Source organism: Arsukibacterium sp. (assembly GCF_033721375.1).
Lineage (GTDB): Bacteria > Pseudomonadota > Gammaproteobacteria > Enterobacterales > Alteromonadaceae > Alishewanella.
This window is the reverse complement of sequence record NZ_JAWWAP010000012.1, coordinates 127619-140493: the sequence shown is the minus strand read 5'-3', so window position 1 is coordinate 140493 and position 12875 is coordinate 127619. Positions and strand designations below refer to the sequence as shown.

Here is a 12875-nt window from a genome sequence, read left to right as displayed (position 1 = left end):
CAGAGAGATAACGCATTTGCTCCTTAGTTGCGATTTTAACCAGAATCATTTTTTCGCTGCTTTGGGCTTCTTTTTGTAAAGGGTAGTAACCTTTTTCTTGATAGAACTCCTCAAGAATTTCAGTCCAATACTCTAGATGCCCCAGTCGTATTAAGTCAGCATCTTCCTGGAACTGCTTCATGGGATTTGCAGAGCAAGCGGAAATGAAAAATGTGAATAGAATTATTAATATTTTCGACTTCATCGGATTTCTCTAGTACGGCTAACGCCGCCAGCATGCGCGGCTTTGTAGTAAAAGCGAAGCCGCAGAGGAGACGACGACGCCGTGCCCGACTTTGTTATAAAACACTTTAATCACTTACTGCCGCCGATAATGAACCTACATCTTTTTTAAACAGCAGTATGAATAGATAAATTAGGCTAAAGATTGGAATAAGTGACAAAACAGCACCGAGTAAGCTCGCAACCGCTGGCTTTTGCATTTTACGACGAGCTACGTAATAACATAGTGCGCCCATGATCAGCGCGAAAATGATGACAAACTGGCCGTACAACGTGGCATTGATATTCAAATGAACTCCCCTTGTGGTTTATAACGCCCAAATTTAGCGCGGAAAGCCGCGCAGCGGGTTGACGTCGCAGCCAGCGCATTTTGCTGGCGATAATATTTGTTTGTTAGGGCAATTTAGCGATTAAAACCAAATCTTTCCATGGCAATGGATAATGTGCTGGGTGAAATTAAATCACCTTTATCAATGCGATATTTATTCATGGCTTTTATTTTATTTATCAACTCCGTATCCAACTGATAAGTTAAACCGTTAAAAATTAGATGATTATCAGTTATGAGTATTTCTATCATATTTTCCTGCTCTGGCATCATCAGAAGAAGTTTATCTGCACTATCTGAGTTTACCACTGCTTCCAGAGAGATGTTGCTAGCTAGGATGGTCTGGTCGATTAGATCTCTGAGCGCGTAGAAACCCTCAAATCGAGCGTACACAATAGCGCTATCTTCGGCTTTTGTTAGCCAATAAATAGATTTTATGTTCTCGGCAGTATCAGAGTCATATTCATGTTGAGCATTTGCAAATGCGCAATTTGCAAAAGTCATCGTTAAAACAAAAATCCAAGTTTTCATCATCGGACTGGTTCCTTTTGTTGGCTCTAACACTTATTGGGCGGGGCGACCCGTACTTAAACACGGACTAAGCTGCCTTTGTAAATTTAATGTACAGAACACTACACCGCTAATGCAAAAGTTACAATAACTTATGGGTACACGGGGCACAGAGGATAGAACCTCTTTTGAAGGAATCGGGGAGTGTCTGAGCACCTGCCGTAAGGCAACAGGGAGCATTGCCCGGGCGAGTGAGGAAAGGCGTAGCTACAACCAGAGCCGCAGCAGGCTGGCGGCGATTAATGCCAGATAGGTTATGGCAACGGTGGGTTTCAACGCTTGCTTGGCATAGCCCAGGATCAGTTGTAGCGGGCCCTGGCGCTGATATTGCCATTGGCTATGCCACTGACAGCCAATATCCTGCGCCTGCAAAATGGCTTGCTCGAGCTGTAGCAGGCGGTCAGCAGCGCGTTGCTGCCAGGTTTTAAGGATGGCTTCGTGCAGCCAGAACAAACCGATAATCCCCAGTTGCAGTTCCAGCGCCGCGGCGTTTTTCAGCAGCCATAACCAGACCAGAATGGTGATAACTTTCAGCCACAGCGCTTGCTGTTCCTGCTTATCGTAACTTTGTTGAACCAACAGCCATTCGGCCTGATTTTTGTCTGTCATGCTGCGTCCCTGCGGTTGGTCGCTTATATGGTGTGCATTAGATAAATTTAAGTTGCTGCTTCAGTTTAGCCGGTAATTGCTTTAAATCATCATCATTTTCGCTGACCACCACCAAATCGGCATTTTTTAACGCCAGGCTGCGGCCACGATAGGTGTTATCGGAGAAATGATGTTCAAACTTCAGTGTGTTGCTGTCTGGTACCACAAATACCGTGGCCAGGCCGTGTTCAGTTTGCATAACCAGATGCAACGAGCGGGTGCCACGGAAATCGCAAAAGTTGGCGTATACAATAGCCTGCTGCCAGTCTGTTAATTCAGCACCAAAACTGGCCAGTTTGGCGTTTACCTGACTGAGCGGCTGTGGCGTCAGCATTTGCGCCATGTAAGGTTCCTCATGATAAACATGAGCCAGCGCATGCTGGCCTAATGTCATTTGCGGAAAGCCATAGTTAAACCAGTTAAGGGTAAGGCCGGCCACAAAAGCCACCGATGCCGCCAGGGCAATCGCTGCGCTGAAACGCTTTTTCTGGGTTTGCTGACTCAGTAGCATTTGCTGGCGCAATAGTTTCAGTTCCAGCGAATCGGGGACATTAAATTCAAACGCCTGTTTGACCCTGGCCTGATCGAGCAATAACTGGCGCTGCAGCTGTTGCAGGGCAGGATCGGCGGCAACGGCCGTTGCCAAAGTAGCATTTCGGGCCTGCGGATCGGCCATCAGGGCTTGTTGTGTCGTTAAATCAGCCATCACCTTACCCCTTTTTGCTGCGTATTTTGTTGCGATTCATGTTGCGATGTACGTTGCGCGACCAGGCGCTGTTTCAGTAATTGCCGGGCCCGGAATAAACGGGTATTTACGGTATTCACATTTAACGTTAACAGCTTACCAATTTCTTCACTGTTAAAGCCGGCCAGAGCCTGCAATAGCAAGGGTTCGCCGTACTCGGGCGGCAGTAACAGCAGCTGCTGTTGCAGCAAGGCATTATCGTACTGTTGCTCCAGTGCCGGGTTAACATCATCGGTTATACTGTCTTGCTCAATATCGCTGTAATCGAGCTGTTTGCGCTCAAACCGCCGGGCATTTTCCCGCCGTAAAATGGTGATAAGCCAGCTTTTGGCGGCATTGTCATCCAGTAAGGAATCGAGCGCTTTCCAGGCCCGTAAAAACGTATCCTGCACAATGTCTTCCGCTATGTGCTGATCCCGGCAGAGCCAGAAGGCATAACGGTATAAATCAGCATGGTATAACCGCACCAGCTGTTCATAACGTTGACTATTGCTTTGTGCTTTGCGCTTAAATAAAGAGACCGGCAAACTGAACAGGCTATTTCGTGACTGCGGCATGGCTGACGGCTTTTGTTCAGTGAGAAGTGTGGTAAGCCTAATAGACATAGCTTGAACCTGTAAAGTAATCATTTTGCTTAGGTCTGCCGCTCATCGTCCGGCTACCAGAGTTGGATTGTGACTGACATAGCGTTTTAGCCAGTAATCAAGGCTGACAAAACGGCCACCACCAGTGAACAGCAGGCTTAGCAGCATGGCAAAGTAAATTGCCGCAAACTCAATACCATTGTTCAGGATCACCAGTTTGCCGCTGGACGTCAGCCACTCGTAGTTGCCATGCTGCTGCAGCAAACTGCGGGCAGCTTCTATTTTTTCGCCGCTTGCCATTACCCGTTCATTCAGCAAAATGGTGCCATCGGCCAGCCAGCTGCTGGTATCGGCTATGGCAGGCCAGCCGTAGGGCAGGTGGACGGTAAAAATAGCAACCAGCATGGTTATCATTAGCGGTATAGCAACCAGCCGGGTTAATAACCCCAGCAGCAGTAACACGCCGCCCACTAATTCGGCTGCAATAGTCAGGCTGACCAATAAAGCAGGCAGCGGCAAACCCAGGCCCCAGTCGCTGTTACCAAACCAGGAAACTGTACTGTCAAAACTGCTGAATTTTGTCCAGCCAGCCTGAATAAGCACCGGTGCCACAATAAGCCTTAGCAGCAGCGGTGCCAGGCCACTGATATTGGCCAGCTGACGAATAAGGTTCTGATAAAAGCTATAAATATTTTTAAACATGAACTTGCCTGGGAACGTCGTTAAAACAATCATGGGGAATAAGACCGCTTTCAACGCCATATTATTTCAGCGCACGGCAACTCTTTGGCAAATTTATGCTATATAACGACAAATGGCGCCTTTGCCGGCTAACTCCTGAACTAAGGGCAGGGCACCCTGTTGCAGTTGTTGCATGGTTAAACCGGGAAGCTGGGGGGCTATGATGTTTATTAGTTCATTAAAGTGCAGGCCAGGTTGCTCTGCCAGAGTGTTAAGCAACAGCAGGGTGGCCTGGTTCAGCTGGACAAACTTTACCTCGTGCTCAGCGTTGCGATACAGCAGAAAAAATACCGGTTGCGCCGGTTCGGTTGGCTGAAAATCGATACAAATTTGCTGCACCGGATACTGATAAGCACACAGCATAGCCAGTTCAGACAGCTGCAAGCGGGTGTGGCTAAGTGCGTCACCGGTCAGTTCTGCCTCAAGCAGTGCAGGTAATTGCTGGCTGCTGGTTAAAGTAGCAATATACAGCTCGGCCCATTCGTAATGGGCCAGTTCAGCTAAAAAAGACGGGTCGGCTGCGGTGGGCTGGTAGTGCTGCAAAAAATCGACAAATTGTTCTGCTATCTGCAGAAAATAGGGGCTGTGGCAGGCGTAGTTGCTGAAAAACTGCCGGGCCAGTGCGGTCCAGTCAGGCTCGCTGTACAGGGTTTTTAATACCGGAAAAGCCGTATCGAGAAAACCCTTAACGTTATTGAAAAACAGCTCGCTGTATACGTTAAGCCGCCGCTGCTCAATACCCGCTGGTGGCGAAGCAACATCAGGATTACGGATGTAAGCAGCAAACTGCTGTTGCAGCTGCTTAAAATCGGCCCCGTCTGGTTTTTTCGTGTTTACCATATCCGCTTTGGGCTGATTGGCACTCATACCGCGAACTTCTGCTGTGCAATATTGGCTTGCGCCTGTTGTTGCAATGTTCTGATATAGGCCAGCTCATTGTGCAGGCTGCTTAGCGCCGGAATATTAAAGTCACGCTCGTATAAGGTAGGCTTAACACCATGCTGCTGGTAGGCCAGTTGCAATAACCGCCATACCGGATCAGGAATATCGGCGCCATGAGTGTCGATCAGTAAATCAGCGTCCTGCTGATAGTGGCCAGCGATATGATAATAGGCAACGCGCTCAGTGGGTAGTGCCTGTAAAAAGGCCTCGGCGTTGTAACCATGGTTTACTGAGTTAACATAAATATTGTTGACGTCCAGCAATAACTGGCAATCAGCCTGTTTAAGAACTTCGCAAATAAACTCCAGTTCGCTCATTTGCTGGCCGGGCGCAGCGTAGTACGACACATTTTCCAGAATAAGCGGTTGTTCCAGAATATCCTGGACGATACGTACCCGCTCTGCCACATGCGCTACCGCTTCTTCAGTAAACGGAATGGGCATTAAATCGTATAAGTGACCGCCGGCTGAGCAATAGCTCAGATGCTCGCTGTACAAGCTGATATTGTGGATTTTGAAGAACGATTTTAATTGTTTAATGAAATCGATATCTAACGGGTCGGGGCTGCCAATTGATAGTGATAAGCCATGGCAGGCGAAAGCATGACGTTCGGTCAATGCCTGGAAATCTCTGGCCAGTTTACCGCCATAAGGCAGCCAGTTTTCCGGTGCTACTTCAAAAAAATCAATTTGCTGATTACTGCTATCCAGCACCTGTTGCAGCATTTCCCGGCGCAGGCCAAGGCCTGCACCGGTTAACGGAAGTTTAGCGGTCACAGCTTACGCTGCTCCACACTTGCCTTCGCCACATTTCATTTCTTTAGCTTTATCTTCAGCTTTGGCTTTGGCATCGTCTTTCATTTTGGCGGCTTTATCAGCGCCACATTTGCCTTCACCACATTTCATTTCTTTGGCTTTATCTTCAGCTTTGGCTTTATCTGCACCGCATTTGCCTTCACCGCACTTCATTTCTTTTGCTTTATCTTTGGCTTTATCTTTTGCTTTATCGCCACCACATTTGCCTTCACCACATTTACCTTCAGTGGCAGCCAGCTGATAAGCCATGCTAAGTTCAGCCGCAGCAAAAGGGTTAGTATCAGCATGCGCAGCGCCAGATGCTACTGAGCCTAATGCCATAGCGCCAAGGGCGAAAGAAAGTTGGGTTTTATTCAATGTTTTCATCAGATGTTACCTTTGTGGTTGTCAGAGTCAGTTATAAGACCTGCCCAGTAGCAAAGGTATTTCAAAAATTTGCTAATTTCAATGTACCCGGTAAAAACGGCAGAAAAAGTCGATGACACTGTCCGGGTCAAGGGTGCTGAAGCGGACCTTACGATTGGCGACAATCGCTTCACCCAGTGCCCGTAAGGTATGGTCAAGTGGCGCGCCTGCCGGGCGCTTTGCACCATGATCGGCGAACAGGAAGTTCAGTGCGGTAGCGGCGTAGGATTTGCCCGGCTCCAGTTGCACTAATTCCAGCTCCTGTAAACGAACGCCAAGATTCCGAATTTTCTGCAGACAATTTTGTTCGTTCATACTGACCTCGTCCCGGTTTGATTTCTATTGCTAAGCTTGTATCGGCGCCAGTGGCAGGATCTTTAACCGGCTTTGTAAAAAAACAAAATAGCCAGCACAGCACAGCAGGTTTTTTGGTAGTATGTCGGCATATGCGCTTGCGTAACTTTTGCTTTAATATTCTTGCTTTAATACTCTTGCTTTAATTAAGGGATAATATGACCCACAGCCGTTTGCCAGCAGCACTGGAACCTGCTCACCTTGGCCCGATATTAGCTGACACTCAGATTGAACAGGCCCTGACCACGGCAGAGCTGATCCCAGGCTTTATTGGTCAGGACCGGGCCAAATCGGCATTAGCCTTTGCCATTGGCATGGATATGCCGGGTTATAACCTGTATGTGATGGGCGAGCCGGCATTAGGCCGCTTTACCCTGGTGCAGGATATTTTGCAGCATGCGGCAGCAGAGAAAGCGACGCCGAACGAATGGTGCTACCTGAATAATTTTGATGACGAGCGGGTGCCTAATACCTTACGCCTGCTGCCTGGCGATGGCCGGATTCTGGTAAAGAAGATTGAAGCGTTAATCGACGAGCTACTCGATACTTTTCCGGCGGCGTTTGATAACCCGGGTTATCAGCGCAAGAAAAAAGCTATTGCCCGCCAGTTTGATGATAAGTATGAGCAGGCGATAGAGCGGGTAGAAAAAACCGCACTGGAGAAACAAGTTGTGCTGTATGAGGACAACGGTGCTGTCAGCTTTTCGCCTATCATCGACGGTAAGCCACTGGACGACAGTGAGTTCAGCAAAATGACGGACGAGCAGCGCCAGTATTTTTACTCTCTGGTATCAGAGCTGGAGACGGTATTAAACGATGCGTTGCTCGAGCTGCCACGCTGGAAGCGTGAATTATCAGAAAACCTGCGCTCCCTGCGCAAAGAAACCATAGAGCAGGCCATTAAGCCGATGCTAAAGCAAATGGAGCATGACTACAGTACTGAGCTTGGCGTGCTGAAGTATCTGAAAGAAATGCGGCCGCATCTGGTAAAAGCGGTGCTGGAGCTGCTACCGGATGAGTCAGACGGCGAAAAGCAGGAAGAAATTGATAGCCGGGAGATTTTTGTCGAAGAATTTGTGCCCAATGTGCTGGTGCATCACGAGACTATGTCCGGCGCGCCGATTATTTTTGAGCCTAATCCAAGTTACGGCAATTTATTTGGCCGGGTTGAATATAACTCATCCAGTGGTGCGCTCTATACCAACTACCGGATGATCCGCCCCGGTGCGCTGCATAAGGCCAATGGCGGCTATTTAATTCTGGATGCCGACCGGCTGTTATCGCAGGCGCCGGTATGGGATACCCTGAAACTGGCATTAAAAAGCGGCGAAGTGGTCATTGACACCCTGAGCGAACATGCCGTAACTAATTCAACCATTATTACCCCACGGGCCATTCCGTTGAACGTCAAAGTGGTGCTGCTGGGCTCACGCGATCTGTACTACCTGGTACAGGAAGTAGATGAGGAATTTAATGAGCTGTTCCGGGTGCTGGCCGATTTTGAACATTACCTGCCATACAACGAGCAAACACTGAGTTATATGTCGCGGCAGATCCAGCTGCAAATGCAGCAGCTTAATATTAATCAGCTGACAAAATGTGGCCTGCGCCAGCTACTGCAGTTCAGCTTTCGCCAGGCAGAACATCAACGTAAGTTGTCGGCCCGCTTTGCCGATGTACTGGAACTGGTGCGTGAGGCCTGCTACTACGCCGCTCAGGCCGACAGTGATATTTTAAATGAAAGCCATGTGCAGCAGGCGCTGCAGGGCAAACAACACCGCACCGGCCGGATCAGTGAAGGATTTCTGGAAGATATTCAGGAAGGCCAGATTTTAATTGATACCGAAGGCCTGGCGGTCGGCAAGATAAATGGTCTGACTGTGCTGGAAATTGGCGATACCGCCTTTGGTACCCCGGCCCGGGTTAGTGCTACGGTATTTGCCGGCTCCAGCGGGGTAATTGATATTGAACGCGAAGTGGAGCTGGGTAAAGCAATCCATTCAAAAGGGGTATTGCTGCTTACCGGTTATCTTGGGGCAAAATATGCCCGCCAGTTTCCGCTGACCCTTTGTGCCAATATTGCGATGGAGCAATCCTACGGCCACATTGATGGTGACAGTGCCTCGCTGGCCGAAGTCTGTGCCCTGATTTCTGCCATTACCGACATCCCGATAAAGCAAAGTCTGGCTGTAACCGGTTCGATAAACCAGCATGGCCAGGTGCAGGCGATTGGCGGAGTAAACGAAAAAATAGAAGGCTTTTTCCGGCTGTGCCAGTCACGGGGCCTGACCGGCGAACAAGGTGTGATTATTCCGGCCAGTAATCAGCTTAATCTGGTGTTACGTGCGGAAGTTATCGCTGCGGTGGCAGAGCAACAGTTTCATATCTATGTGGTAAAAACGGTAGATGAAGCGCTTAGCCTGTTAACCGGCGAAGACGCGGGCGAGCGCAACCGGCGCGGTCAGTATCCGAAAAAGTCGGTAAATGGCCGGGCAATGCAACGTTTGGCCGAAATTGCTGAACTGGTCAACGGAAGTCTGGATGAATAGCAATTCGCTGACCACTGAGCCTGTCGTATTACTGTATGCTGATTTGGATGCGAGCCGGGTACAACAGCAACTGATGCCGTTGCTTAATGAGCGTCTGGCTGCCAGCGGCGCAGAATTTACAGAGCAGGTATTTAATTCCGAGCAACCACTACTAATCAGTCCCGGCAGCAGGCTGGTATGTTATTTAAGCGATGAAAATTTACGTGAGTTAGTGTTACAGATCCAGCAGCAGCCCTGCACGCTGGCGCTGCTGCCGCATCCGGAAATGAAACACGCCCGCTATGGCTTTGGTATTAGCGGTAAAATGGACGATGCACTGACTGACGCGCTGAAAAACATTGCCGTGGAGGCAGACCTGCTGCTATGCAATGACATACCGGTGTTTAACTCGGTTGTTATTGGTGACGCTTTGACGTTAACGCCGGGTGAGGCGCTGGCCGAGCCGCTGGCGCAGCGGGTAAAACGTTTTATCCGGCTGGTAAAAGGCATTGGCGATGTCACTTTTAATGCCTTTAAAATGACCACTTTCAAAGAAAAAATAGTTGATACCGCTGCGCTTGGCATCGTGGTGGTTGAACATGGTCGCAGTTCAGTGCTGTCACGCCGGCTGGTAGCCGACTCCAGCGTTAACGATGGCATGTTACATGCGCTGGTGCTGGCACCACGCAGCGTGTTTGAAATGCTGCGGTTTTTGTTTGCTTCGTTATTTTTGCGTGAATACTGGAATAACAACAGTCCGTCTTTTGTCGGCCATATTAAAAGCCGCAGCCTTAGTATCAGCAGCCCCAAGCTGATTAGCTATACCCATGATGGCCTGATTGAGAAAAGTCATAGCTTACAGTTAAAAGTAGAACCAAGGGTATTACAACTGGCACCGGGCCGGCATCTGGGGCTGGAAGAGGCGGAAGCAGAAAGTAAAGAGGTGGTAAGAACCCGGGCACTACCCGCCGGCAAAGCGAAAACCGAGCTGGTTACCTATCCTTTGCCATGGATCCATCATGCAGCCACAGACGAATTTAAAGAACTGTTTATGGCCATGCGTGAAAGTGCCAAGGCATCGCCGTCCTATTTAACCCTGATGGTGCTTGCCACCTTATTAGCGGTATTCGGGCTGTTTGCCAATTCAACTCCGGTAATCATCGGGGCGATGATTCTGGCCCCATTAATGGGGCCGATTATATCAATGGCGCTTGGCACGCTGCGCCAGGATGTCGCGCTGATGCTGGTTAGCAGCCGCAGTATTGCTGTCGGTACCGGCCTGGCAATGGGCTGTGCCATGGTGGCAACCTGGTTTATTCCTCTTACCACCATTAACAGCGAAATAGCGGCCCGGATCAGCCCAACCCTGCTTGATTTAGGGGTTGCTGTTATCTCTGGTATTGCCGGCGCTTATGCTCATGCCAGGGCGGAAGTGGCAAAAAGCTTAGCAGGCGTCGCGATAGCCGTGGCGCTGGTGCCGCCGCTGGCTGTTGCCGGTATAGGCCTTGGCTGGCTGGATTTAACGGTATTCTGGGGCGCCTTTTTGCTGTTTTTAACCAATCTGGTTGGCATTGTGCTGGCGGCGGTAATCACCTTTATGTTTCTGGGTTACAGCCCGTTTCACCGGGCAAAGCGCGGTCTGGCACTTACTGTTACTCTGGCCGCCATTTTATGCATCCCGCTGGCAATAGGCTTTGGTCATATGGTGGCAGAGCACAGGATAGTGCAGCAGCTCGATGGCATAGTGCTGGATGAAGTGAAACTGCGTGATGTCTCGGTAAGGCCGGGTACGCCACTGAGGATAAGCCTGACCCTGGTATCCGGTAGTGCGGTAGATAATGCTACCATGGACCGGGTAAAACAGCGGATCGAGCAGAAATTACAGCAACCGGTCGAGCTGGAAATCGGTGTTAAGGTTATTCGCTGATAGCCGGTTTTCAATTTGCATTAACTGCCTGGATAAAAAAGCCGATGCAGGACATCGGCTTACTATTAACAATTAGTTGTTGTTAACTTTAAGAGCTTAGCCACACTTTTTCGGACCGCCTTTACAGCTGCCGCCGGTATCACCACCCGTATCGCCGCCGGTGTCGCCACCCGTGCCGCCGCCGCTACAGCCATTAGCGGTCAGATAGTCGTAAGCCGCTTTTGCTTTGACAATACCATAACCGAAATAAACATCCTTACCTGCGGCACCGGCATCCTGAGCCGTAGCTTTTAATGCATTGCGAATTTCGGTACCTGAGCAGGTTGGGAAGTTTGACCACACCAGCGCCGCTACACCTGAAACAGCAGGCGTAGCCATCGAAGTGCCGCTCATATAGCCATAATCGCTGGCTGAAGATGAGATAGCAAGGTTAGCAGCACCCAGAATGTCGCTACGTGATTCTAACGCAGCACCGTATGACGGGATATTAGCCGCACCAGCAACGTCCATATATACCGGACCTTCGCCAGCCACGTTGTTAATTACAACAGCACCGATACCACCAGAGCTTGCGCAATTATTAATTTTGTCAGCAAAGGAGATATTACCACGGTCAATAGTACAGATTTTGCCGTTTGCACCGCTATCAGTCGCTTCAGCCGTACCCATATGGTAAGTCGCGCCGTTTAAGTCCCCCGTGTTATCGGAAGGCGCTGCGCTAAAACCAGTACCGTCAACCGTTGCGGTTACCAGTGACGTACCGCCTGCAGGGTAGGTTGATAACGTATCAACACCACCGGCGGTTGCTTCTACACAGATACCTTCGTTGGTAGTAGTGGTAGCATTTTTACCGCGACCTGAGGTAACCGTACAAGACGGATATTGCGAGAAAGTCGCGATGTTATTGTTAGCATCATTAGCACCTATCATCATTACCGAGGCATAACCTGCCGGGTAAGAGCGGACGTTATTGCCATCATTGCCAGCTGCCGCTAATACGAGGCCACCATTACTGGTAAAAGTGTTAAACGCATTTTCTTCGGTGCTGTTGGCACCGCCGCCGCCTAAACTCATGCTGATGATCTGGGCGCCATTCTGGGCACACAGGTTGGCTGCATGGGCTAAGTCAGATGAGTAGCCCCAGCCAGCATCGTTAAAGACTTTAATAATATGCATCGGGTTGCCTGGTGCCATGCCGACCACACCTATACCGTTATCTGCAGCAGCAATTGTGCCGGCAACGTGAGTACCATGTGGGCCTCCATCACGGAACCAGTCGCCGGTGCCCGAATTACTGGTGCCGGTAATATTTGACCAGTCGAAGTCGTCATTGCCGCCACCTGTTTCTCCGGTATCACGCGCAATGCCTGAGTCGATAACGCAAACCCGCTTAGCGTTGCCTAAATTCAGACTAACTTGATTAGCCTGTGACTGATAAACTGCATAGGGTGTCAGTTGGCTAGTAACCGGATTACCGGCATCATCATTAAATAATGCTAACGGATAGCGCTTGGTGTCAGTTTCAATCAGTTTAATATGCGGATTGTTCAGCAAGCCTTTAACTGAGCTCAAATCCTGGCCACTGAAAGTGGCGGCAAAAAAGCCATCAGAATCCACTTCAATCTGACCACCCATCCGCACAGCTAATGCTTTTACCAGACCTTTATTATGATTTTCTACCTGGATGATATAGCGGTCCGACGCCTGTGCCTGAGCTGACAGGCCAAGTGCAAGCAGAGTTGCGGCAGTAATGGGGGTAATTCTGGAATATTTCATATAGTACTTCCTTCCAAGGTGTTGCAATGAATGACTCTTGAGAGTTCTTTAGTTATTTAATCGTGGATATCTGGTGATTTGGCGCAATGATTATTGCCAGTATCACTAAATTAAGTTGCCGTTATTCGGTGGGAAATGCAAGAACTTTTTAGATTTATCTAAAGCAATAACTAAATTGTGCAAAATTGTAATTGCCTGGCAGGCTTGAGTTTGAGAAAGCGGAACGTGCT

Annotated in this window: 14 protein-coding genes; 2 read left to right on the top strand and 12 right to left on the bottom strand. The window is 49.3% G+C overall.

Going from position 1 to position 12875, the window contains the following annotated elements:
- The 11 genes from R3187_RS17685 to R3187_RS17635 form a co-directional block, all read right to left on the bottom strand.
- The coding region (locus tag R3187_RS17685; RefSeq protein ID WP_318968390.1) for a hypothetical protein at positions 1-181 on the bottom strand (181 nt) is incomplete at its 3' end.
- Positions 182-350: 169 nt separating this feature from the next.
- Positions 351-572, bottom strand: coding sequence for a hypothetical protein (locus R3187_RS17680; RefSeq protein ID WP_318968389.1), 222 nt, complete (start codon positions 570-572; stop codon positions 351-353).
- A 113-nt stretch (positions 573-685) separates the two neighbouring features.
- Complete coding sequence (locus R3187_RS17675) at positions 686-1144, bottom strand: hypothetical protein (RefSeq protein WP_318968388.1); 459 nt, start codon at positions 1142-1144, stop codon at positions 686-688.
- Between the two features lie 243 nt (positions 1145-1387).
- Positions 1388-1789, bottom strand: coding sequence for a hypothetical protein (locus tag R3187_RS17670; protein WP_318968387.1), 402 nt, complete (start codon positions 1787-1789; stop codon positions 1388-1390).
- Positions 1790-1826: 37 nt separating this feature from the next.
- On the bottom strand, positions 1827-2534 hold the full coding sequence (locus R3187_RS17665) for a DUF3379 family protein (protein WP_318968386.1): 708 nt from the start codon (positions 2532-2534) through the stop codon (positions 1827-1829).
- On the bottom strand, positions 2534-3178 hold the full coding sequence (locus R3187_RS17660; protein WP_318968385.1) for a sigma-70 family RNA polymerase sigma factor: 645 nt from the start codon (positions 3176-3178) through the stop codon (positions 2534-2536). The genes R3187_RS17665 and R3187_RS17660 overlap by 1 nt, the downstream gene beginning before the upstream one ends.
- A 42-nt stretch (positions 3179-3220) precedes the next feature.
- Complete coding sequence (locus R3187_RS17655) at positions 3221-3859, bottom strand: DoxX family protein (RefSeq protein ID WP_318968384.1); 639 nt, start codon at positions 3857-3859, stop codon at positions 3221-3223.
- Positions 3860-3952: 93 nt separating this feature from the next.
- Positions 3953-4765: a DUF2063 domain-containing protein gene (locus R3187_RS17650; protein ID WP_318968383.1), complete on the bottom strand. Its 813-nt coding sequence runs from the start codon at positions 4763-4765 to the stop codon at positions 3953-3955.
- Complete coding sequence (locus R3187_RS17645; RefSeq protein WP_318968382.1) at positions 4762-5616, bottom strand: DUF692 domain-containing protein; 855 nt, start codon at positions 5614-5616, stop codon at positions 4762-4764. The genes R3187_RS17650 and R3187_RS17645 overlap by 4 nt, the downstream gene beginning before the upstream one ends.
- Positions 5617-5619: 3 nt before the next feature.
- The gene (locus tag R3187_RS17640; RefSeq protein ID WP_318968381.1) at positions 5620-6021 is read right to left on the bottom strand and encodes a hypothetical protein; all 402 of its coding nucleotides are present in this window, start codon (positions 6019-6021) and stop codon (positions 5620-5622) included.
- Positions 6022-6099: 78 nt separating this feature from the next.
- The gene (locus R3187_RS17635) at positions 6100-6375 is read right to left on the bottom strand and encodes a hypothetical protein (RefSeq protein ID WP_318968380.1); all 276 of its coding nucleotides are present in this window, start codon (positions 6373-6375) and stop codon (positions 6100-6102) included.
- A 197-nt stretch (positions 6376-6572) separates the two neighbouring features.
- Between R3187_RS17635 and R3187_RS17630 the strand changes: the two genes are divergently transcribed.
- The gene (locus R3187_RS17630) at positions 6573-8963 is read left to right on the top strand and encodes an ATP-binding protein (RefSeq protein ID WP_318968379.1); all 2391 of its coding nucleotides are present in this window, start codon (positions 6573-6575) and stop codon (positions 8961-8963) included.
- Positions 8956-10869: a TIGR00341 family protein gene (locus tag R3187_RS17625; RefSeq protein ID WP_318968378.1), complete on the top strand. Its 1914-nt coding sequence runs from the start codon at positions 8956-8958 to the stop codon at positions 10867-10869. The genes R3187_RS17630 and R3187_RS17625 overlap by 8 nt, the downstream gene beginning before the upstream one ends.
- A 96-nt stretch (positions 10870-10965) precedes the next feature.
- On the opposite strand, the gene R3187_RS17620 is transcribed toward R3187_RS17625, so the two are convergent.
- Positions 10966-12645, bottom strand: coding sequence for a S8 family serine peptidase (locus tag R3187_RS17620; RefSeq protein WP_318968377.1), 1680 nt, complete (start codon positions 12643-12645; stop codon positions 10966-10968).
- Positions 12646-12875 lie beyond the last annotated feature (230 nt).